General features: G+C 41.7%; 16 protein-coding genes and 2 tRNA genes. 11 read left to right on the top strand and 7 right to left on the bottom strand.

What is annotated here, in order from left to right:
- Positions 1–16 precede the first annotated feature (16 nt).
- Positions 17–2,062 (bottom strand): methionine--tRNA ligase, encoded by a 2,046-nt coding sequence (gene metG / locus GOL65_RS05765; protein WP_140919260.1) that lies wholly within the window; start codon positions 2,060–2,062, stop codon positions 17–19.
- Positions 2,063–2,346: 284 nt separating this feature from the next.
- On the opposite strand from metG, the gene apbC reads away from it, so the two are divergent.
- The 3 genes from apbC to asmA all read left to right on the top strand — a co-directional run bounded on the left by apbC (position 2,347) and on the right by asmA (position 6,238).
- A complete protein-coding gene (gene apbC, locus GOL65_RS05760; protein WP_140919259.1) occupies positions 2,347–3,462 on the top strand; it encodes an iron-sulfur cluster carrier protein ApbC in 1,116 nt (371 codons plus the stop codon).
- A gap of 276 nt (positions 3,463–3,738) precedes the next feature.
- Entirely contained in the window at positions 3,739–4,320 is a 582-nt protein-coding gene (gene dcd, locus GOL65_RS05755; protein WP_130590862.1) for a dCTP deaminase, read from the top strand.
- A 49-nt stretch (positions 4,321–4,369) separates the two neighbouring features.
- Entirely contained in the window at positions 4,370–6,238 is a 1,869-nt protein-coding gene (asmA, locus tag GOL65_RS05750) for an outer membrane assembly protein AsmA (RefSeq protein WP_140919258.1), read from the top strand.
- 62 nt (positions 6,239–6,300) lie between these two features.
- Here the strand turns inward: asmA and GOL65_RS05745 are convergent, their stop codons facing one another.
- Positions 6,301–7,881, bottom strand: a complete 1,581-nt coding sequence (locus GOL65_RS05745) for a TerC family protein (RefSeq protein WP_140919257.1) — start codon at positions 7,879–7,881, stop codon at positions 6,301–6,303.
- 374 nt (positions 7,882–8,255) lie between these two features.
- Between GOL65_RS05745 and gndA the strand changes: the two genes are divergently transcribed.
- Both gndA and tmaR read left to right on the top strand, forming a co-directional pair.
- The gene (gene gndA, locus GOL65_RS05740; protein ID WP_140919256.1) at positions 8,256–9,662 is read left to right on the top strand and encodes an NADP-dependent phosphogluconate dehydrogenase; all 1,407 of its coding nucleotides are present in this window, start codon (positions 8,256–8,258) and stop codon (positions 9,660–9,662) included.
- 165 nt (positions 9,663–9,827) lie between these two features.
- Complete coding sequence (gene tmaR / locus GOL65_RS05735; RefSeq protein WP_140919255.1) at positions 9,828–10,142, top strand: PTS system regulator TmaR; 315 nt, start codon at positions 9,828–9,830, stop codon at positions 10,140–10,142.
- Between the two features lie 151 nt (positions 10,143–10,293).
- Here tmaR and ptsG read toward each other — a convergent pair whose 3' ends face one another.
- Complete coding sequence (ptsG, locus tag GOL65_RS05730; protein WP_140919254.1) at positions 10,294–11,754, bottom strand: PTS glucose transporter subunit IIBC; 1,461 nt, start codon at positions 11,752–11,754, stop codon at positions 10,294–10,296.
- Between the two features lie 1,822 nt (positions 11,755–13,576).
- On the opposite strand from ptsG, the gene GOL65_RS05725 reads away from it, so the two are divergent.
- The 5 genes from GOL65_RS05725 (at position 13,577) to GOL65_RS05705 (ending at position 19,191) form a co-directional block, all read left to right on the top strand.
- Positions 13,577–14,095, top strand: coding sequence for a fimbrial protein (locus tag GOL65_RS05725; protein ID WP_140919253.1), 519 nt, complete (start codon positions 13,577–13,579; stop codon positions 14,093–14,095).
- A 105-nt stretch (positions 14,096–14,200) separates the two neighbouring features.
- Entirely contained in the window at positions 14,201–14,878 is a 678-nt protein-coding gene (locus GOL65_RS05720) for a fimbrial biogenesis chaperone (protein WP_140919252.1), read from the top strand.
- Positions 14,879–14,965: 87 nt separating this feature from the next.
- Positions 14,966–17,536, top strand: coding sequence for a fimbria/pilus outer membrane usher protein (locus GOL65_RS05715; protein WP_140919251.1), 2,571 nt, complete (start codon positions 14,966–14,968; stop codon positions 17,534–17,536).
- A gap of 40 nt (positions 17,537–17,576) precedes the next feature.
- The gene (locus GOL65_RS05710; protein WP_140919250.1) at positions 17,577–18,107 is read left to right on the top strand and encodes a fimbrial protein; all 531 of its coding nucleotides are present in this window, start codon (positions 17,577–17,579) and stop codon (positions 18,105–18,107) included.
- Between the two features lie 73 nt (positions 18,108–18,180).
- Entirely contained in the window at positions 18,181–19,191 is a 1,011-nt protein-coding gene (locus GOL65_RS05705; RefSeq protein WP_140919249.1) for a fimbrial protein, read from the top strand.
- 133 nt (positions 19,192–19,324) lie between these two features.
- On the opposite strand, the gene GOL65_RS05700 is transcribed toward GOL65_RS05705, so the two are convergent.
- Positions 19,325–19,400: transfer RNA gene (locus GOL65_RS05700), tRNA-Asn, on the bottom strand.
- A gap of 321 nt (positions 19,401–19,721) precedes the next feature.
- Between GOL65_RS05700 and GOL65_RS05695 the strand changes: the two genes are divergently transcribed.
- Complete coding sequence (locus GOL65_RS05695; protein ID WP_140919248.1) at positions 19,722–22,340, top strand: bifunctional diguanylate cyclase/phosphodiesterase; 2,619 nt, start codon at positions 19,722–19,724, stop codon at positions 22,338–22,340.
- A gap of 51 nt (positions 22,341–22,391) precedes the next feature.
- On the opposite strand, the gene GOL65_RS05690 is transcribed toward GOL65_RS05695, so the two are convergent.
- The 3 genes from GOL65_RS05690 to ydgT form a co-directional block, all read right to left on the bottom strand.
- Positions 22,392–22,467, bottom strand: a tRNA-Asn gene (locus GOL65_RS05690).
- A gap of 134 nt (positions 22,468–22,601) precedes the next feature.
- The gene (locus GOL65_RS05685; protein WP_140919247.1) at positions 22,602–23,156 is read right to left on the bottom strand and encodes a DUF3828 domain-containing protein; all 555 of its coding nucleotides are present in this window, start codon (positions 23,154–23,156) and stop codon (positions 22,602–22,604) included.
- Between the two features lie 759 nt (positions 23,157–23,915).
- Positions 23,916–24,128, bottom strand: a complete 213-nt coding sequence (ydgT, locus tag GOL65_RS05680) for a transcription modulator YdgT (RefSeq protein WP_130590848.1) — start codon at positions 24,126–24,128, stop codon at positions 23,916–23,918.
- Positions 24,129–24,189: the final 61 nt, after the last annotated feature.

The raw sequence follows: 24,189 nt of genomic DNA, 5'->3' as shown, positions 1-24,189 counted from the left end.
TTTACACTGAAAAAAGTTACTTAACCGACATTCCCGGTTGAGCACCGCTATCCGGCGTTAACAGGAAGATATCGTTACCGCCAGGGCCCGCTGCCATCACCATGCCTTCTGACACGCCAAAACGCATCTTTCTTGGAGCCAGATTAGCCACCATCACCGTCAGACGGCCTTCAAGGGCTTTCGGATCTGGATAAGCGCTCTTAATACCAGAGAATACCTGACGAATTTCACCGCCCAGATCCAGTGTCAGACGCAATAACTTGTCTGAGCCTTCCACTTCTTCAGCCTGCTTGATCAGCGCGATACGTAAATCAACCTTAGCAAAATCATCAAATGTAATGGTTTCAGCAATCGGCTCATCGGCTAACGGACCTGTGACTGCTGCTTTTGGCGCACCAGACTGCATAGCCTGTAGGTCGGCTTTGGATGATTCAACCATTGCATCAACCTTATCACTATCAATACGGTTAAATAGCGCTTTGAATCCGTTAACTTTATGGCCTAACAGCGGTTGCTCAATTTCATCCCAATGAAGTTCTTTGTTCAGGAACGCTTCTGCACGTTCAGTTAGCGATGGTAGAACCGGCTTCAGATAGGTCATCAATACGCGGAACATATTGATACCCATGGAGCAAATCAGCTGGAGATCTTCATCCCGGCCTTCTTCTTTCGCTACTACCCAAGGTGCTTGTTCATCAACGTAACGGTTAGCAATATCGGCCAGCGCCATAATTTCGCGAATCGCTTTGTTGAATTCACGTTGGTCATAGTATTCAGCAATGGTTTTTGCCGATTGGATAAAGGTTTGGTACAACTCTGAATCAGCCAGTTTGGTGGATAATTGGCCATCAAAACGCTTATTGATAAATCCGGCATTACGGGATGCCAGGTTAACCACTTTATTAACGATATCGGCATTAACCCGCTGAACGAAATCTTCCAGATTGAGATCGATATCATCGATACGAGAAGAGAGTTTCGCCGCATAGTAATAACGTAAGCAATCTGGATCTAAGTGCTTCAGATAGGTGCTGGCCTGAATAAAGGTACCGCGCGATTTAGACATCTTGGCGCCGTTAACCGTGACATAACCATGTACAAACAGATTGCTTGGCTTACGGAACTGGCTGCCTTCCAGCATTGCCGGCCAGAACAGGCTATGGAAGTAAACAATATCTTTGCCAATAAAGTGATAAAGCTCGGCATCAGAGCCTTCACGCCAGTATTCATCAAAACTTAAATCATCACGCTTGTTGCACAGGTTTTTAAATGAACCCATGTAGCCAATTGGCGCATCCAGCCAGACGTAGAAGTATTTTCCCGGAGCATCCGGAATTTCGAAACCGAAGTAAGGTGCATCACGGGTGATATCCCACTGTTGTAAGCCGGTATCGAACCATTCCTGCATTTTGTTAGCCACTTGCTCCTGCAATGCACCTGAGCGGGTCCAGGCCTGTAACATTTCCTGAAATGCGGGCAAATCAAAGAAGAAGTGCTCAGTTTCACGCATTTCTGGTGTTGCTCCAGAAACTACAGAACGTGGATTGATCAGCTCTGTAGGGCTGTAAGTGGCACCACAAACTTCACAGTTATCACCGTACTGGTCTGGTGCTTTACATCTTGGGCAGGTGCCTTTTACAAAGCGGTCTGGTAGAAACATCGATTTCTCAGGGTCGTACAGCTGAGAAATAGTGCGATTCTTAATAAAACCGTTAGATTTTAACCGGCCATAGATAAGCTCGGATAACTCACGGTTCTCTTCACTGTGCGTGGAATGATAGTTATCGTAACTAATGGAGAAGCCTGCGAAATCCTTCTGGTGTTCACGACTCATCTCATCAATCATGCTCTCTGGGGTAACACCAAGCTGCTGAGCTTTCAGCATGATTGGTGTGCCATGGGCATCATCAGCACAGATAAAGTTAACCTGGTGTCCACGCATTCGCTGATAACGGACCCAAATATCTGCCTGAATATGCTCGAGAATATGACCGAGATGAATTGAACCGTTTGCGTATGGTAGCGCACAGGTCACCAGTATTTTTTTCGCGACTTGAGCCATAGTTAGTGTCTTATCTTTTGTTAAGTGGAATGAATGGGAACCATTGATGTTAACTGATTGAATCACACTCGGCTAGGTGCTATTTCCTTCTGATGACGATAATTTTTGATTGAGCACAGGCATCGCTTCCTTTTTATGGATGAAACACTTTATTGAAGGGGGCAATCGCAGAACAAGGTTACGTGTTTTTATTCGTCATCTGTTATGCTAATAGGCAGTATGAGTCGCCATACATGTATCGCCATGTTTGTCGTAAAACTAGCTGATAATAAAGAGGAGTAGGGATGAATCAACAATCCCAAGGGTCAGTGACGCCAGAAGCATTAAACCAACAGGTTACAGCGCTGCTCGCTACGTTCACCCATCCAACACTAAAGAAAAATTTGAGCCAGCTTAAAGCTCTTCATCACTGCGCAATGTTAGATAACGTATTACATATCGAATTGCACATGCCGTTTGCCTGGAAAACCGGGTTTGAAGCGTTAAAAACGGAAAAAAGTGCTGAGCTGATTAAAGCCACAGGTGCCGCTTCTGTTGAATGGCGTCTGCAAAATAATGTTGTCACTCTAAAACGTGCTAACGATCAGGCTGGAGTGAAAGGCGTAAAAAATATTATTGCTGTGAGCTCAGGTAAAGGTGGCGTGGGTAAATCCAGTACCGCAGTGAACCTGGCACTAGCGCTGGCAGCCGAAGGTGTAAAAGTTGGCATTCTTGATGCTGACATTTATGGCCCTTCGATTCCAACCATGTTAGGTACGGCTAATGAGCGCCCAACTTCGCCGGATGGCGAGCATATGGCACCTATTATGGCCCATGGTCTGGCAACCAACTCTATTGGTTATCTGGTAGAAGATGGTAACGCTATGGTATGGCGTGGCCCAATGGCCAGCAAAGCATTGCTGCAACTGTTGCAGGATACCTTATGGCCTGATTTAGACTATCTGGTGATTGATATGCCGCCGGGAACCGGTGATATTCAACTGACTCTGTCGCAGAATATTCCAGTGACGGGAGCGGTTATCGTGACTACCCCGCAGGATGTTGCATTAGTGGATGCAATGAAAGGGTTAGTGATGTTTGAAAAGGTTCACGTTCCGGTGCTGGGCATTGTTGAAAATATGAGTATTCATATTTGCAGTAATTGTGGTCATCAGGAAGCTATTTTCGGTACCGGCGGCGCAGAGAAGCTGATTGCTAAACACGGTAGTCAACTGTTAGGCCAATTACCGCTACATATCACTATTCGTGAAGATCTGGATCGCGGTCAACCAACAGTGATTTCAAATCCGGCTAGTGAATTCAGTGAGTTGTATCGTCAGGTCGCGGCTAAGATTGCTGCGGAGCTCTACTGGCAGGGACATACCATTCCATCTGAAATTAATATCAGAACCATGCTGTAATTTACCGCATGTTTGATCTATCCCCGTGCCCTGTTCTGGTGCGGGGATACTCCCGTCAAATTATTTTCTGTTTTTTTATCTGTTCTATTCATGCCTTCATAGACGACAGATTTGCCATTTTCGCTGGATAATAAAGTACCTGTTAACGGAGTCCCGCTATTATTAAAGGGATACTCTGGCAAACTGATGATAATATATCGAGATTATTGATTTTAATTATTTGAAATCATAGCAAGTACTGAAACGAAGCGATTAAAGCACAGGAGAGTTACCGCCATGAGATTATGCGATCGGGATATTGAAGCCTACCTTGATAGTGGCAAGCTTAAAATCACGCCCCGTCCGCCTGTTGAGCGAATTAATGGCGCAACTGTTGATGTTCGTTTAGGTAATCAGTTTCGTGTATTTCTTGGTCATACTGCGGCTTATATTGACCTTAGCGGGCCAAAAGAAGAGGTTTCAGCAGCGCTTGAGAAAGTAATGAGCGATGAAATCAATCTGACAGAGGATGAGCCTTTCTTCCTGCACCCTGGGGAGTTAGCTTTGGCCGTTACGCTGGAGTCAGTATCGATTCCTGACGATATTGTTGGCTGGTTGGATGGACGTTCTTCACTGGCACGTTTGGGCCTGATGGTTCATGTTACTGCTCATCGAATCGATCCCGGCTGGCAGGGCAAGATTGTACTGGAGTTTTATAATTCAGGTAAATTACCGTTAGCACTGCGTCCGGGTATGGTGATTGGTGCATTGAGTTTTGAACCTTTGAGTGGACCAGCCGCCCGGCCTTATCATCGTCGTGAAGATGCAAAATATAAAGGGCAGCAGGGCGCAGTGGCCAGCCGTATTGATAAAGACTAACTTAATAATTTGATGGATTAAATGTGTTAACCGTTGGGGACAGTATTCCATGAGGCGATTCTTAACCACATTGGCGATAATTCTGGTAGTTGTTGTTACCGGAATGACAGCGCTGATTCTATTGATTAATCCGAATGATTTTCGTGATTACATGGTGAAAAACGTCGAGAATAAAACCGGCTATCAGCTAAAAATTGAAGGGGACCTGCGTTGGCACGTTTGGCCTCAGTTAAGTATTTTGGCTGGACAGATGAGCCTGACAGCTCCTGGCGCGTCTAAACCGATCATTGGTGCAGAGAATATGCGTTTGGATGTTGAGCTGTTCCCTCTGTTGTCTCACCAGTTAATCGTTAAAAGTGTGGTGTTAAAAGGCGGCGTTATTCAGTTAATTCCGGAAACGCAAAGCCAAAAATTACAGAATGCCCCGATCGCTCCGGCGGGGACTCATGTGACTAAGTCTCCGGCTGAATCAACGGCATCCGACTGGTCTCTTGAGCTAAGTAAGGTAAGAATTGCGGATAGCCTGTTAGTCTGGCAGCGCAGTGAAAACGATATTATTAATATACGGGATATAAATCTGACGCTGACTCGTACCGATACCCGTAAAGCGGATGTTACCGCCAAGGCACGTATTAATCGCGATCAGCGAGAGTTAAGCTTTTCACTGGATGGCGGATTAAACCTGAATCATTTTCCACAAGGTTTAGAACTTGCAGTTAATAACCTTGATTATCAGTTGCAGGGGGCCGATATCCCGGTGGAAGGTATTCAGGGTAATGGTAGCTTTAATCTGGCTTATCTGAGCTCTCCTCCGGGCATGAAAATATCCCCTCTGGCATTAACGTTTAACGGCAATCATATAACTGCTGATATCTCTGCTTCACTGGATGACACACCGGTTTATACTCTGGCGGTGAAGGCGGATACACTGAATTTGGATCAGCTTTTTCCTCCCGCAGTAGCTAAGGATAATAGTGAAGAGGGGGCAACAACCAGCGCCAAAGAAACGCCCGCACCTGTTACTTCTTCTGCCAATGGGTTAAGTGTTCAGCCGGATTTAAGTTTTCTACAGACATTTAATGCTCAGCTGGACCTTGAGGTTAATAATCTGGTTTATCACGGTGTTTCAGCCAGCTCGGTAGTGATGAAGGGAAGTAATCAGCAGGGTAACGCGGTGATTGACTCTTTGCAGGCGGTTATTGCTGGTGGTGCTGTTAAAGCGACAGGAACCATAGATGTAACCTCCGCAGTACCCAAAATTACCGTTAAACCAACAATGCAGAATGTAGCATTGGGGGATTTGCTAAAAACCTTGAATTACCCACAAACCTTAACCGGAGCAGTGACTGCTCAGGGTACGTTTAATAACGTCAATAGTAATATCAATGATTTTGAAAAAGGCTGGCAAGGATATGCCCACATTAATATTGAGCAGGCTCGCCTGCATGGGCTAAATATTCAACAGTTGATTCAACAGGCTGCTTCCCGCAGTAATAGCGATGTGAAAGGGATGGAACATTATGAGCGTTATACGGAAGTGAAAAACCTGGTGGTTGATACAGTCTTCAATCAAGGGCAACTTAAAGTGACCAGAATGAATGGCGCATCAGAGCTTCTGACAGTAGCGGGAACAGGTGTATTGAATCTGCCAGCTAAATCCTGCGATATGAAATTGAATATCAATGTAACGCAAGGCTGGCAGGGCAAGTCTGATATTGTCTCACTGCTGCAAAAGAGTGTGATTCCTTTACGTATTTACGGACCGTGGAATAAGCTGAACTATCAGTTGAATGTAGAACAAATTCTCAAAGATCAACTGAAAGGGGAAGTGGGTAAGGCTATCGATAAGTGGCTGGATAAAAATAAAGATAAGCAAGAAAGCAAAGATATTCAGAAGCTGTTAGAAAAACTAAGATAATGAGTAAATGAAGAAGGCGCATTATGCGCCTTCTTCATTTACTCATGAGTACGATTTAAACCTTACTCATCTTCCAGTTCTGGTTCGGCCAGAGAAGTAATTCGTACCTTCAGAATACGGTGACTGTTAACTTCCAGGGACTCGTATAGCCATTCACCAATTCTTACCTGTTCACCTACGCCCGGAATATGTTGAGTATGTTCCATCAGTAAACCGGCCAAAGTGTGATATTCACGTTTCTCTTCAATCTCGATTGGAATATAAACTACCAGATCGTCCAGCGGCATATAGCCGTTGGCAATCCAACTTCCATCTGCTTCATGTTGAATATCATGACGAGCATCGATGTTTTCACCATCAACAGGTAGATTACCAGCGATGGTTTCCATAACATCGGTCAGAGTAACAATACCTTCTACTGAACCAAACTCATCGACCACAAAAGCAAAGTGTGTTTTGGCTTTACGGAATTGTTCCAGTGCCATCAGTAAAGAGACAGTTTCCGGGAATATCAGTGGTTGTTTAACCAGAGAACGGATATTTAAGTCCGGGTGTTCTAAATGATGTTTTAGCAAATCATTAACGTGCACCACACCTAATGGTTCATCAACGGAACCATCTTCTGTTACCACCATACGTGTATGCTGGTTTTTATGTAGCAATTGACGAATGGTTTCTTCCGGCTCACTTAAATCCAGATTTTCAATATCATGGCGAGAGGTCATGATACTGCCAACGGAGCGTTGGGCCATGCCTAATACCCGCTCAATCATACGACGTTCTTGTTGATTAAACAGACCATCATCTTCTTTGGTATCGGCAATCAAACTTGCACTATAGTTATCCAGCTCGGCATCTTCATGTTTTCCGCTCAGCATACGTAAGACGGCTTCCGCCGTGCGCTGGCGAAGTGGACGGCTGGATGACAGATATTTACGGCGGTTGGCTATTGATAGCTGATTAAATACTTCAATCAGAATAGAGAAGCCAATTGCAGCGTACAGATAACCTTTCGGAATATGGAAGCCAAATCCGTCTGCTACCAGGCTGAAACCAATCATTAACAGGAAGCTGAGACACAAGATAACGATGGTTGGATGTGCGTTAACAAAGCGTGTTAGTGGCTTACTGGCCAGTAGCATCAGACCCATAGCGATACAGACGGCAATCATCATAACGGCCAGATGATCAACCATACCGACAGCGGTAATAACTGAGTCTAATGAGAATACGGCATCCAATACCACGATTTGAGCAACAACTGCCCAGAATTTGGCACCTTTTTGCTGGGTTTGATCGTCGTGGTCTTTCCCCTCTAACTGTTCATTCAATTCCATGGTTGCTTTAAACAACAGGAACAGACCACCGATCAACATGATCAGGTCACGTCCACTAAAAGGATGTTCAAGCAGATGGAATAACGGCGAGGTTAGCGTAGCGAGCCAGGAGATACTGGCAAGTAATCCCAGGCGCATAACTAATGCCAGAACCAAACCGACAACGCGTGCGCGGTCTCGTTGATGTTTAGGGAGCTTGTCAGCCAGAATGGCTATGAAGACGAGGTTATCAATACCCAGAACGATTTCGAGCACAACCAATGTTGCGAGGCCGGCCCAAATTGTTGGATCAGCGATCCATTCCATAAGTCAGGTGGTTACCTTCAGGTTACACAGCACATGCTGCTTGAATAATTGTATGGTGTAAACGCGATGACGACAATAATTTATGTCATTGTAAATCAATGCAGAAGTTAAAAAGTCTATTAATGCAGGGATATTTTTACTTTTTCCCGATAAAAATCACCAGGTTTTATTAAGCCTGAATTATTATGAAAACCCAGTAAAACAGGGACTCAGGTCAAACAATAGGGGAAATAAGATTAGCACCAGCAATTTCTACGATAGCAATTTCTGTCGTACCAATTGTCACTTTGCTGGGGTATCATAATTGTTATGAATAAGTTGTTCACTTGTCGTTATTTTAGCGGGTGGATTTGTCCGGTCAGCCAGGAGTTTTTATGTCTAAACAACAAATTGGTGTCGTTGGAATGGCGGTTATGGGCCGCAATTTGGCGTTGAATATTGAAAGTCGCGGTTATTCCGTTTCTATTTTTAACCGTTCCGGCGATAAAACCGATGAGGTTATTGCTGAGAATCCGGGTAAAAAACTGGTTCCTTGTTATAGCGTAGAAGAGTTTGTTAATTCGTTAGAAACCCCTCGTCGTATCCTGTTAATGGTAAAAGCCGGTGAAGCGACGGATAAGACCATTGAATCGCTGAAACCTTATCTGGCTAAAGGCGATATATTGATTGATGGTGGTAACACCTACTACAAAGATACCATCCGCCGTAATAAAGAGTTATCTGCAGAAGGTTTCAATTTTATCGGTACCGGCGTGTCTGGTGGTGAAGAGGGTGCACTAAAAGGGCCTTCCATCATGCCAGGTGGACAAAAAGAAGCTTATGAACTGGTAGCTCCAATTCTGGAAAAAATCGCGGCCAGAGCCAACGGTGAGCCTTGTATCACCTATATCGGTTCAGACGGTGCCGGTCACTATGTCAAAATGGTACATAACGGTATCGAATACGGCGATATGCAACTGATCGCAGAAGCTTACTCACTGCTGAAGCAAGCAGTTGGTTTGTCGAATGCTGAACTGGCAGAAACCTTTACCGAGTGGAATAAAGGCGAACTGGACAGCTATCTGGTGGAAATTACTGCTGATATCTTCCGTAAGAAAGATGAAGAAGGTAACTATCTGGTCGACGTTATTCTGGACGAGGCGGCACAAAAAGGTACCGGTAAATGGACCAGCCAGAGCTCTCTGGATCTCGGTGTTCCATTATCACTGATTACTGAATCAGTATTCGCCCGTTTCCTTTCAGCGTTAAAAGATGAGCGTGTTGCTGCTTCTAAAGTATTAACCGGTCCAAAAGCTCAGGCATTCAGCGGTGATAAAGCAGAGTTTGTTGAGAAAGTTCGTCGTGCACTCTATCTGGGTAAGATCGTTTCTTATGCTCAGGGCTTTGCTCAATTGAAATCAGCCTCTGACGAATATAACTGGGATCTGAACTATGGTGAAATCGCTAAGATTTTCCGTGCCGGTTGTATTATTCGAGCTCAGTTCCTGCAGAAAATTACTGATGCTTATGCTGAGAATGGCAAAATTGCCAACCTGTTACTGGCCAGCTACTTCAAGAAAACAGCCGATGAGTACCAACAGTCATTGCGTGATGTCGTAGCTTACGCAGTGCAGCATGGTATCCCAACGCCAACCCTGTCAGCAGCTATTGCTTACTATGATAGCTACCGTGCAGCTGTGTTACCTGCAAACCTGATTCAGGCGCAGCGTGACTACTTTGGTGCGCATACTTACAAACGTACCGATAAAGACGGTGTGTTCCATACCGAGTGGATGGAATAATTCCTTCTTCAGTAAAATAAAAAATCCGGCATAGTCCGGATTTTTTATTGATACTCAATAATGCAGAAAAGTATCTTTTAAGTAGCAGATCGCGTCCGACTTACGTACTATCGTAAGCAGCTTTTATGATTCAAAACTGTTTATTTATTAAGTAAGGGTACTATGATGGAAAACGCTAAACCTTCATTTCAAAATGTACTGGAATATGTACGCCTGTCTCGCCGTAAAAACAAACTGAAGCGTGAAATTGTGGATAATGAGAAGAAGATCCGTGACAACCAGAAACGCGTATTGCTGCTGGAAAACCTGGGTGAATATATCAAGCCAGGCATGAGTATTGAAGATATCCAGGCTATTATCGCCAATATGAAAAGTGATTACGAAGAGCGCGTGGATGAGTACATCATCAAGAATGCAGAGCTGTCTAAAGAACGTCGCGATATTTCACAGAAAATGAAAGTGAAATCAGACGTTAAATAAAACGGTGTTGATTTTAACTCAGTGATTTTGAGTACTGTTATTATTTGAAGGACCCCAGATTGCTGGGGTTTTTTGTGGGCGCAGCAGGCTGATTGAAAAATAGAAAATGCCGTGACAAGCACGGCATTCAATTTGACTATGTAACTAGTGATTAGTTGTTACGAATGTACTCATCCATATCACTTTTCAGGTTGTCAGATTTGGTTCCGAAGATAGCCTGGATACCTGAGCCCGCAACGACCACACCAGCAGCACCTAAACTTTTCAGCTTATCCTGATCTACTTGTGCGACATCCGCTACACCAACACGCAGACGGGTAATACAAGCATCCAGATTAGTGATGTTACCTTTACCACCGAATGCGGCAACCAGCTCACGAGCCATATCGGTACTGCTACCGCTGGTAGTTTCGACGGCAGAATCATCTTCACGACCTGGCGTTTTCAGATTCAGCTTGACGATAGCAAAGCGGAAAACGACATAGTAGAACAGGGCGTATAGAGGACCAAGGATAAAGAACATCCAGCCTTTGGTAGACAGATGATAGAACAGAGTGAAGTCGATAGCACCGTGTGAGAAGGTCATACCGTGCTTAACACCCAACAGGATAGTGATTACATAAGCTAAACCTGCTAACACTGCATGGATAACATACAGAACCGGAGCAACAAACAGGAAAGCAAATTCAATTGGTTCAGTAATACCAGTCAGGAATGAGGTCAATGCTGCGGAGACCATGATGCCGCCCACTTTAGCGCGGTTTTCTGGTTTAGCAGTATGCCACATCGCAATTGCAGCAGCAGGTAAGCCCCACATTTTAAACAGGTAACCACCGGCCATATTGCCCGCAGTCTTGTCACCTAAAAGGTAGCGTTGAATTTCACCGGTGATCCAGCGACCATTCTCAGCTTTACAAGCGGCTTCGCTGGCGATTGTTGTTACAATCTTGCTATCAATAACGCAAGCCTGGCCTGCTTCATAGAAGAAAGGAACGTTCCAGATATGGTGCAAACCAAATGGAATCAACGAACGTTCAACTACGCCATAAATACCGAAGGCTAAAGCAGGGTTTTGGTAAGCAGCCCATTGAGAGAATGAACTGATGGCATTTCCAATTGGAGGCCAAATAAAGGAAAGGACAATACCCAGAGCAATACAGACAAAGCCAGTAATAATAGGAACAAAGCGCTTACCGGCAAAGAAGCCTAAATAATCAGGTAACTGAATGCGGTAGAAGCGGTTAAACAGATAACCCGCCAGACCACCAACCAAAATACCACCTAAGACGCCGGTATCGATTTTGGCAACGCCCAGCACTTCAGCCATTACGTTTAACGTAGCGGCCATAATGCCATATCCGACGATAGACGCCAGACCGGCAACACCGTCGTTATTGGTAAAACCAAGTGCTACACCAACAGCAAACAATAAAGGCATCTGTTCAAAGATAGAACCACCAGCCTGCTGCATCACTTTAGAAACAATAGTTGGTAACCAGCTAAAGTCAGCGGCACCTACACCGAGTAAAATACCGGCAATAGGCAGCACTGATACTGGTAACATCAGTGCTTTACCGACTTTTTGCAAATTTGCAAAGAGATTTTTAAACATGGAAAGTGCTCCAGGATAACGTCTGTTTTAGTCAGGACGGTTTAAGAACAATGAGTCTGAATTTCAGGTCAGGGTATTTATTTCATAGCGTAAAATAAATACCTGGGACATAAGGTGATAGTTGTCACAATTTCTTAAAATTGTGTAAATATCGAACATAGTCCAGTCATTGTAAGCTATTTATTCATTTTTCTAACCCCATAAAATCTATATAAAAATGAGATTAAGATGTCATAAATAGAGTATGAGTAAGTATAGTCGCTGTGAGTTTATTGGTTAGAAAAATAGGGGAGGAATAATCTTTTTTTGACCAAAAAGATTATTGATAAAAAAACATCATAATCAAGAGTTGCTAGCTAGCTGATTTTGCTATGAAAAAAAGATATTTTTATATGTATAAAAAAACAGTATTGACAAGCTCTGATAAAGGATTAGATTGGTCTGTAACGCAGGCGCAATCAACCTTTCAGGTGATTTTGTAACGCAGGCGTTTGGTCTAAAAAACGCGATAAGGGCCTCGTAGTTAACGCATGTTAATGAGAAGAAGCCGCAATTTGGGTATTAATAATTGTCATTGCGGCAGAAGTCGGGTCACGAAGTTTAAAGTATCATCGCGTGCCGGGAACGAAAGGGCGCGTGACAGTTTCAGACTGATGATGAATTGAGAACCTGTTGCGTAGGTGGTGTACTGAGTTAGTTAAACCCAATAAAGCAAACTAACTTAATAGTTTAAATGTGCAGAAAATTATAGTGTTTCGGTCAATAAATCGGAGGGATTTTTAGCTATAAATACTTAATTTTTCTCTTATGTAAAACGTGTACATCTAGTTTTTTTAGTAGTAACGATCTGTTGAAGTATTAATGTTTAACTCACAATTTGTTTTACCCTAAAGCCCTGGCTAACAATAGTCAGGGCTTTTTCATATCAATATTCCGCCTTTCCATCAATAAAATCATAATATTAGCTATTGGTAACTGTAGAAGTAGTGAGCTAAGGGAATCTGTACTGTTATTTTCAGTATCACTAAATCACAGTCAGGGTACAGCATCGGATCTTCAGCGATAACTTTAGCGTCGCTTAATTTTATTGGCTCTGAGCACATTCTTTTCGAACGATACTATCTACACACCTTTAGAGTTATTCCTATTAAGAGTTTTAAGTCTATTGCCTGTTATTTTTTTGTTCTTATGAATGAAGAAAAAAAGAATTTACAACGCTTATAGTAGAATTTATGTTTTTTATATGGTCATCTCTTTTTTTTAGGTTTTTGCTCATTTTTACTTGTAATAGTTAATTTTAATTATACCTGCCATATATTAATTTGTTATTGTTCAATTGATTAGGTTATCTCGATAGATTTTTAAACCCTGTTATATTCTATAAATATGCTTTATTTTAAGTGAGCTATAATTTCAAATTTATTTTATTTCAACCTTACGAGAATAAGTAATTACTTATTGTTTTTAAGTGTGAAAAATTAAATTTAAATTAATCTTATTTAAAACAATTGGATGTGAATATTGTTAATTATCTGTTTAAAATTCAATCGTAATTATCGGGGTATTGAGTTCCAATTTTTATGGAGTATATTTCAATTGTCTTGAATTGATTGATTAGTGAGTTTTTAAAACGCATTAAATTTTTTTATTCTAGTGACACCAAATATTAATGTTCGAATAAAAGTTGATTTTAGACGGCTGATTTTATATCAGCTGGCGGAACTCAATTATCTTAAGCGAATAAACAGGGAATGACATGGAGTCATGTCATAAATAGAAATACATGAAATGGTTTACCATTTAATATGTAAAGGAAAATAGTATGAAAAAATATGTTTTGTTTTCCACCGCTTTAGCTTGTACTGCTTTAAGCCCGATCGTTTTTGCTGAAGATGGTAAAGTCAATTTCAAAGGTACGATTTTGGAATCAGCTTGTACTGTTGAAAGCAGCAGCCAAAATTTAGATGTTAATTTAGGTCGAGTGTCTAAAACTGTATTTACTGCAGCGGGTGATACATCTTCACCAATGCCATTTAGCCTGAAGTTAGAAAACTGCCCTACAGACGTTCTGACATCGGGTGTTGCGGTTCGTTTTGAAGGAACAACCGTATCTGGAAAAACCGATATTCTGGATATTACCGGTGGTGCTGCTGGTGTTGGTGTTCAGATCAAAGATAAAGCAGGTCAAAAAATTGTATTAGGTTCTGAGTCTACAACCTACACCCCTCTGGTAGCAGGAGATAATACTCTGGACTTTACTGCTTATTATGTTTCAACCAGTACAACAGTTACAGCTGGTGCAGCTAATGCAGTAGCAAACTTTACCATTATTTATCCTTAATTATCAGGTAAAGCATTTCACAACTTAGTAAATAAATGAAAGTAAGGTCAGGAGAATAATGCTCCTGACCCACCTTCTTATATCATTATTATTCAGGAATAATAAATGAAAAAAAGTATTAAACTATTAATAGCGACATTGCTGGTTTCACTGAGTGGAGTGACTCAGGCTGGCGTAGTTATTGGTGGAACTCGTCTTATTTATGATGGTGCAAAAAAAGAGTCCACTATTAATATCAGTAATCTTGATAATTCAGCTTATTTAATACAGTCCTGGGTTGATAGTCAGGAAGGTGTAACAGAAAAAGCACCCTTTGTTGTTACTCCTCCATTATTTCGTTTAAATGGAGGTGGGCAAGAGAATGTATTACGTATTGTTAGAGCAGGTGGTGATTTACCGCAAGATAAGGAATCCTTGTTTTGGCTAAATATTAAATCAATTCCTTCTGCGGATAAAAAAGAAAATTCATTGCAAATTGCAGTGAAAACGCGAATTAAATTAATTTATCGTCCCAAAGAATTAACTGGAACGTTAGAAGAGGCTGCTCAGGAATTAAAATGGCAGCGCGACGGTAATGGTTTTAGCGTCACAAATAACTCTCCTTATTACATTACTTTTTTCACTATAAAGATTAATGGATCCACCGTTCCTGATTCTACGATGGTCGCTCCTCATTCCAGTACAAGCTTTAAATCATTAGCAAAAAATTCAAGTGGAAAGCTAAGTTGGCAGATCATCAATGACTATGGTGGTGTCAGTAAAACCTATACCGGAAGCCTCTAAATCAATAGGTAGATTGATGTCCACATATGGCCAGAAATTAAAGTTTGCCGGGGCAAAAGGAATGTCTGAACAATGGAGTAATGCATAATGAAAAGAATAAGTAATGGACACACTCAAGTTAATGGATCTCGTGGTTTTAAACTGACATTACTTGCTTTTCATCTTGCTTTGTTGCTGGGAGGCATTAATCAGGTTTGTGCTGAGGAGTATTTTAATCCAGCTTTATTATCTTTAGATAAACAAGATTTAGCGGGCACTGACCTTAGCGTTTTTGAACAGGATGGTCCACAGGCACCCGGTCAGTATCGGGTTGATCTCTATCTTAATAATGAGATGGTGGAATCATTAGAAATTGATTTTCAGTTACAGCAAGGTCAGGACGGAAAACAAACTCTGTTACCTTGCCTGAGTGCCGGAATGCTTGAAGGATTAGGGGTGAAGTCGGGGCTTATTTCGTCTACTAAAGACGATACGCAATGCGTCAACCTGGCTCAAATTATTCCTTTGGCATCAACAGATTTTAATTTCAGCCAACAGCGTTTGAACTTAAGTATTCCTCAGGCTGCACTAAACTCTCAGGCTCGTGGCTATGTATCACCTGACAAATTAGATCAGGGAATTAGCGCACTCTTATTGAACTATAGCTTTAGTGGCTCTAACAGCAGAATCAGCGATCGTGACGATCAGGATAGCAGTAATTATTATTTGAATTTGCGCTCGGGACTTAATGTCGGTGCCTGGCGATTACGTAACTATTCAACCTGGAATCGCGACAGTGATGGAAATGATAAATGGGATTCCATCAATACTTACGTTCAGCGCGATATTATTCCGCTGAAAAGTCAGTTGGTCATTGGTGATAGCTATTCATCCAGCGATATGTTTGACAGCGTGCCTTTCCGCGGTGTTCAAGTCGCTTCTGATGATGATATGTTGCCCGACAGTATGCGTGGCTATTCCCCGGTGGTCAGAGGTATTGCCAATACTAATGCTCAAATCACTATTCATCAAAATGGTTATCAGATATATCAAAGCTATGTTCCTCCAGGTGCATTTGAGATTACCGACCTGTTTTCAACAGCCAGCAGTGGCGATCTTACCGTTACGGTAAAAGAAGCCGACGGTACGGAACAGAATTTTACGGTTCCTTATGCCGCTGTTCCGGTTTTACAAAGAGAGGGACGTTTCAAATACAGCATTACTGGTGGGGAATACCGCCCCTCAAATTCAGATGTGGATAAAAAAGCGTTCGGTCAGTTAACCGCTATTTATGGTTTGCCGTGGAATACCACTATTTACAGTGGGGCGCAGATCGCCAGTAATCAATATCAGTCTTTGTTATTCGGCCTTGGCAAAAATATGGGCACCATAGGCGCGCTTTCAGTTGATGTAACTAATTCAAACGCCTCACTGAAAGATCAATCCGGCCAGCAAGGGCAATCCTGGCGGGTGCGCTATAACAAAAACTTTGTTGATACCGGAACTAACTTTGCGCTGGCAGGATACCGTTACTCCACATCAGGCTTTTATACGTTACAAGAAACGTTAAACAGTTATACCGGTAATTACGAAGCAGGAAACAGTTTTTACGATCATAAGAAAAGCCGTTCGGAGCTGATGCTAAGTCAGCATTTAGGTAAATCGGCGGGTAGCCTTTCGATAAGTTTGATAAATGAAGATTACTGGAATGACCAGCGAAACACTCAGTCTGCCAGTATCGGGTATAGCAATAATTGGAACAGTATTAGCTATGGAATGAATTATACCTATAGCAAAAACAGTGCGGATAGTAACGGCGACAAAACAAATAATACCGATCAGATTTTCTCTTTGAATATCAGTGTGCCGTTAGACCGTTGGCTATCTAATAGTTATGCCAACTATAGCCTGAACAGCAGCCGTCATGGCAAAACTTCGAATACTGTGGGACTAGGCGGCACTGCACTGGAAAATAATAATCTCAGCTATAACGTCAGTCAGGGGTATACCAGCCAGGGGGAAGGCATCAGCGGTAATGCTGGCGTGGACTACCGGGGAAGATATGGCCGGGTTAATGCTGGCTACAGTAACGATTCAAATATGCAGCGGTTGAACTATGGCCTGGAAGGCGGGGTATTGGTACATAGCGACGGCGTCACTTTATCCCAATCATTGGGAGAGACGGTGGCGTTAGTAAAAGCGCCAGGTGCTGATGATGTCGGTGTGACTAACAATACCGGCGTTCGTACCGACTGGCGTGGATATGCTGTTGTTCCTTATGTGACGGCATACCGTAAAAATGTCGTCACGCTGGATACCGCTTCTTTTGCTGATGATGTTGATATGACAATAGCCAGTCAAACACTAACACCAACCAGAGGAGCGGTGGTGCGTGCTGAATATGATACTAACGTAGGGCAGCGAATGCTGATGACGTTATTACAGAAGAATAATCAGCCAGTTCCTTTTGGTGCTGTTATTGCTGTGATGGGCAATAAAAAGAGTCAGGCAGGAATAGTGGGTGAAAATGGCCAGGTCTTTATGACAGGCATGGATGCTAAGGGGCAACTGAAAGCGAAATGGGGAAATTCTTCATCTGAACAGTGCTCCGTTAATTATAACAATACGCAAGATACCCCAGAAACGGGAATTTATATGCTGAATGCGGTGTGTGAATAAAGACTGAAGCAGGGCATAACGTTTAACAAGGGGACCAGACATGATGAAGACCAAAATTAATTGGCTGAAGTTATTCTTTATTTTGACTCTCATTAGTCAGAATGCATGGGCAGAAAATATTACGGTCAACATTGAGGGACGAGTTTTGGCCTCACCCTGTGTCGTTGATACCAAAAACCAAACTGTGGATTTTGGCAAGATGTCAGCGGTCGATCTTCAGCAACCAGGGTCATATTCCCCGGCGATTAAGAATTTTAGAATTACCGTTAAGGATTGTCCCGAAAGTACAACCTCAGTGAAGGCTCAGTTCTCCGGGCTATCTTATCCTGATGATAATTCAGGCTATGGTAGTTCAGGAAGTGCACAGAATATTGGTATCAAAGTAATACCAGCAAACTCAGGCTGGAGTGATAACTCTTTATCACCAATAGATGGAAGCTGGGTTAAAGGCATTTCATCGATAACGCATTCAGCTGATTTTGATTTTCAGGCTCGTGTTTATAGCGCCACGGGAAATGCCACGTCAGGCAGCATATATGGTGCGATGTTGGTTACTTTCATCTATGACTGATATTTTTATTAATAATAAAAATAATGCTAGTGGGATAGCCATACATAACAAGGTGTTAAGTGGGAAAAAGAATATGAATTATAATATTTATTGGCAAAAGATAATCTATACCATTTTGCTGTTAGCCTTCGGACTGTTAGGCAGTACAGTGGCCAGAGCCGATTGTTTGTTCAATGAGATTGGCAGGATTGATAAAACCATCACTTTACCAGCGACCATTTCAGTAAAGAGAAATGTTCAGCCTGGAACCAGCATTTGGGATAGTGATTGGTATAACGCAGGTTCTACGTCAGTCAGATGTAATGAAGGTGGAAATAAGAACCGTATCGGTTATGAATACCCAATGACATCGGTTGCTGGTTATAGTGGTGTTTATGCCACCAGCAATTCTTCTATTGGTGTGAGAGTACGTTATTCAAGTAGCACAAATACTTCAAGTGCAGCGTTAGGTTATTATCCTCAAGTTGATATACCGTTTTCTCCCAGTTTTCTTATTGGTACAACCTATACGCCAACATTTATGTACCGGGTAGAGCTGGTCGTCACTGATACTATTCAACCAACAGCCGTTACTATTCCTCAATCAGGGCAGTTTGTTTATTACTACAGTAGCTTATTAACATCACAACTTTTTATTTCGGGCACAACGAATATTGCCGTGCAATCTTTAACCTGCAATACCACAACGCCTAACGTTCCGGTTTCACTTGGTGATGTTTATGCGGGAACACTTAACCAAACCGGGCCGACAACCACTGAAAATACATTTAATGTTGATTTTAATTGTACCGGAAATGAAAGCGCTAAAATTTCCGCGAAGCTCGAAGGTGCACAAAGTACAGGTGTGAGTGATGACAGTGTATTAGCATTAACCAATGAAGGTGCACCGGGTGTAGCCAGTGGTCTTGGTGTTCAAATACTTTATAACTCACAACCGTTAAGGCTTAATCAGCCAATTGAGCTGGTAAACTCGGCGTTAACTACGGAGCGAGTTACATTTAAAACTCGTTATTATCAGACTCAAACCAAAGTCATGCCGGGACAGGCAAATAGTGTAGCTATCCTGAATGTTACCTATCAATAAAGATGGGAGAGGGTAAAAAGTAGTCAGTAAAATTGATTCGTTAATGATGACAGGGAAGGAAGCAAAGAGGTTGTACCACTACTATAATAACCAGAAAGCAAAAGGCCCGCTAAATAGCGGGCCTTTCTAAATATGGCTCCTCTGACTGGACTTGAACCAGTGACATACGGATTAACAGTCCGCCGTTCTACCGACTGAACTACAGAGGAATCGTGTGAACAGGGCGCATGATATCTGCCATTGCTAACTCTGTCAACCGCTCAACATGGGAAAATAGCGCGTTTGCTTATACTTCACCCAAAATATCAAGTAATCGCTTTTGTTTTAGTCAGTTAGTTCAACTCTTGTGCATATAAATATCGATAGCGGTATCAGTCTTGCTGGTATTATCGAACATATTCCGGTTTAAATTATATTTTTAGATAAATTTTATATTTAGACTAACTTTAGTCAGAAATAATATAAACTTAAGTTGTCTTTAGCTAAAGATATGGCTGTTCACGGATAATTTCAGTTATTGTGTTGGTGCATTGAAAAATTCTTTAATAACCCGTGAGTATTCTGAATCAGGCAAACAGCAAGTGGTGAAACAGGTGCGATTATTAAACTCAATCTCTTTGAAACTGATTGTGACATCGCTTTTTGTCTTTATATTAACCATCATGTTTGGTTTAGCCGTTTTTTTACAGTACCGCAGTGAAAACCGTATCTTCGATAGCCTTAGCGACAAGTTGATTTCTGCTCATATTGAGTATGTACATACTAATTTGTTTAACTTTCTGAAGGTTCCAATACAGGCGAATGCATCGGTTGAAATGACAATGCAAGAGCTGTTGTCAGGGGAGATGGCTAATCTGGATGAATTTGAATCGCCATTGATGGCCACCATGAAACGAGTGTTTCCTTATTCACCTCAGCTCAGTCTGGTGGCATTCGGTGCGGTGAATGGCGATTACATCGGTGTTAGCCGTGAAACTATCACGGATACCTATACGTTAATTTTAAAAGATAAACGAACTCAGGGTACCTTGAATTTTTATTCGGGTATGGATACCAAAAATCCAATCATCAAAACCATAGATAAATACGATCCCCGAACTCGTCCCTGGTTTCGTGAGGTGAATGCCAGCCGAAAGCCATCATGGACCAGAGCATATTGGGACCTGGATGCCATCAGAGGCATTAGTATTTCATACAGTAGTCCCGTTTATGATATGGATAATCGCTATGTTGGCGTGGTATCAAGCGATATTAAATTGAACAGGTTTAATCGTTATTTACAGCAGATTCCAAATTTGGGTAATGGGGTTATTTTCATCGTTAACGATAACAATGAAATTATTTCTCATTCAACAATAGAAAAACCGATTCTCAAGCCAGAGAATGGTCTGCCAGAACAGGAACGTGCCCATCTGTTAACGCCAGAAAATAGTGAGAGTGTCATTATTCGCACTATTGCTCCTTACTTATCTCACCCAAAACATAGCAAAATATTATTAAGCATTGATGGTGAAACCTACTATGGGCGGATTGTCTCTTTCGGTAAAGAGTTAGGGTTACATAACTGGCGTATTGTTGTTGCCATCCCCCAAAGTGATTTTGTTGGTCAACTTAACGATGAAAGAAAAACCACCTTCAGCATGATTTTTGTTATTTTTCTGCTGGGGGTCACGATGGCCTGGTTTATTCTTTCCCGAGTCACCAATCCAATTCAATATGTAGCAACTCAGGCACGACTGCTAGCCGGTCAAAAATGGTCTCCGGCACATCAATCTCGTTTTGAATTAAAAGAGATTAAGCAACTTAATGATGCTTTTAATGATATGTCATCGACACTATCAACGGCATTCTCCCGACTGGAACATCAGGTCTATTATGATTCTGTCACCGGTTTGTTGAGTAAGGAAGGGCTCCAGAAACAACTTCAGCTATTGAATGCTCAGGAGAATGCCACGGTTTGGAATGGCCTGATATTGCTCAGTCTGGATAACATTAATGCGGTGAATAATAGCCTTGGTTATCAAAAGGGGGAGGCTTTGCTGTGCGAGTTTGTTAAGCAACTACAAGAAATTGTTCCTTCCCGAACGTTATTGGCGAGAGTTAATGATATTGAGTTTGCCATTTGTTACCCGGAAGATTGTGGCTGTGAGAAAGCTGAAGATGAAATAGCTCGTTATGTACATATTTATATCAACTCTCAAGGATGTGAGAGTGAACATCCATTATTCGCGGGAAATATCGGTCTGGTTAAAGAAGTATATGATGACCAAACCTTAGCGGTGATTTTAAGAAATGCTTCTGTTGCCCTGGCAGCAGCGAGAAAAAGAGGTGCCGGTGCTTTTGAAATTTATCGTCCGGAGATGATGAGCCGGGCGGTTGAAAATACACAAATGCTAACGGAGCTCAATCAGGCCGAGTTAAATCAGGAGTTAAGAGTTTATTTCCAGCCGATAATTGATTTACACCATCGCAAAGTTATTGGGGCAGAGGCGCTGATCCGCTGGCAGAGTAAAGCTTATGGTATGGTTCCTCCCTATATATTTATTCCACTGGCAGAGGAATCGGGTCTAATTTTATCTATTGGACGTTGGGTATTGAGAGAGTCCTGTCGTCAACTGGCCTTAAAAATTGCCTCCGGATGGCCCGCCGATTTTAATATTCAGATTAATGTCTCTGCCCGCCAACTGTATCAGGCTGATTTTGATAGTGTGATTGTGGCAACGTTGAACGAATTTCAGCTATCAGCCTGTAACCTGACGATAGAGCTAACAGAATCCATCTTGCTTGAAAGGGGGACGATTATCAGCGAGCAACTGGGGCGAATACGTGCATTGGGTATTTCTGTTGCTATTGATGATTTTGGTTCTGGTTTTTCCAGTCTCTCCTATTTGCATCGTTTACAGTTTGACTGCCTGAAAATAGATCGGGATTTTGTTAGCGGTATTTTAGAGAGCGCGAAAAATGAGGCAATCATTTCATCGGTGATTCGTTTAGCGAATGGTTTAGGTGTTCCACTTATTGCTGAAGGAATTGAAACCAAAGAAGTCGCTGACAGGCTATATGAATTAGGATGCCCCAGAGGGCAAGGATACTACTTTGGCCGACCAATTCCGCTGGATGAATGGCAAATGCCAGGGGCAGGAAAATAAATATATATCTGAAAAGCAAAAGGCCCGCTAAATAGCGGGCCTTTCTAAATATGGCTCCTCTGACTGGACTTGAACCAGTGACATACGGATTAACAGTCCGCCGTTCTACCGACTGAACTACAGAGGAATCGTGTGAACGGGGCGAATCATATCCATCTCTATTCAGGCTGTCAACGCTAAATTACTAACTTCAATTTGAGTGTTCATCAACTGAACAAATTGATGCGATGTTAGGCAAAAATAGCTGAATAATTCATTTAGCTATTCACTGGATAATGCTTTTCTTAAGGTGCTTTTAGCCGCAAACTCCCAATTACCCTTATATACCAGATCATCAATAACCCAACTATCATTCTGCTTAACCATTTTGATTTCATCAGTCCAGTGAAGAATATCTTTGCCTTGTTCTGTTCGGGTAAAATTGGCCTGTAATGTTACGTTATTGGCACCAGGTAATACCGGAATGGATGGTATATCAACAGAAGAGGGGCCTTCAAACAAACTGGAAAATAGATCGCTATCAACCAGCGATGGTTTTTCGTCAGGATGCTGTTTAATTTCATCCAGCTGGCGCTTTTTGGCGTGTTCCAGTGATTGATAGAGTTCTGCACTGATATAAGGTTTGAATGTAGCAAGTTGAGAGTCGGTTGGCAGCCCTGTACTGCCACTGGCAAAGTACTGACTATAAAATTTTTGTGCGGCCATTGCCGGATCATTAGAACCATAGTGATGACTGACAGTTGTTTCTGTCACTACACAACCAGCTAATGAGAAAGTAACCAGTACACCGTAGATTATTGATAACCAAGACTTCATTTGTACCTCTCACCGTGTCATAACTCATTTTTTTCTAAAATGTGTCTGTATTGATTCGTTTCAACATAAGTATAGAAGAGCTTTATTGGAAAGATATCAGTAATATCAGGCAAGCGAAAAATGATATTGAGTCAGTAAACAGTGAGTGAATCTAAGCACGTTTTCTCAATAGTAATGATGAAAATGTAGTAGAAAACAATAATGTTGTAACTGGATTATTGAGTGTTGCTCTTTTGAAATGATATCGATTAGAACAGATTCATCTTTACCAGAATCCAATTTATTTAATCAAAGGCAGTAGTGGAGATAGAATTGAATCCATATAAGGTCACTATATAATAGCGGTGTTTTTATTAAAGTACGTTAATAGTTATTTCATGAGTAAAATTAAGTGTTGGGAATTCCATTCAGGTAATGATATATTTCTTTATATTATGTCTTATATTTATATGTTTTATTATTACCATAAATGTATAACTTCAAATTAAATCTTGTTACATAGTATTTACATATATATCTTCATATATTGTATTTAATATGTTAGTTATGCGATGGTAAATATATGCCAGAATGCCTGATGAAGTGTGTTTGTTGGTAGTCTATTAGCTATCTTACGGAGATAGCTAACGCTAATCCATTATCGGAATCATTAAATACATACAAATTATAAGTGCAAATAAACGCACTTAAGCCTTGGCTAGCTTATGGGTATAGCAAGCCAAATTAAGATAAATAACGATGCTTAATTTATAAAATAAATTATTTGACCTGAGACCAGATAGTTTTAGGTACTTTACCTAAGTCAAATAGTTTACCAGCTACTAATTCTGCACGACGATGGTCGGCGGCACGATACATATTAGCTAATACATTATTATCCACTAAAGAATAATTTAATTTATCATAAAGGCGCTCTAAGCTATCGTGATTAGAGCATTTGCGGAACATCATTAAATAATCAATATCGCTCATTATATTTTACTTTAATTGCAGACTGAATTGAATGGTAGCCCAAGCGAGCCAAACTAGCATA

Origin of the sequence: Limnobaculum xujianqingii (assembly GCF_013394855.1) — a bacterium.
Taxonomy (GTDB): Bacteria; Pseudomonadota; Gammaproteobacteria; order Enterobacterales; family Enterobacteriaceae; genus Limnobaculum; species Limnobaculum xujianqingii.
Note: the sequence above shows the minus strand (reverse complement) of the source record. Positions and strands in the feature narration are given on the sequence as shown.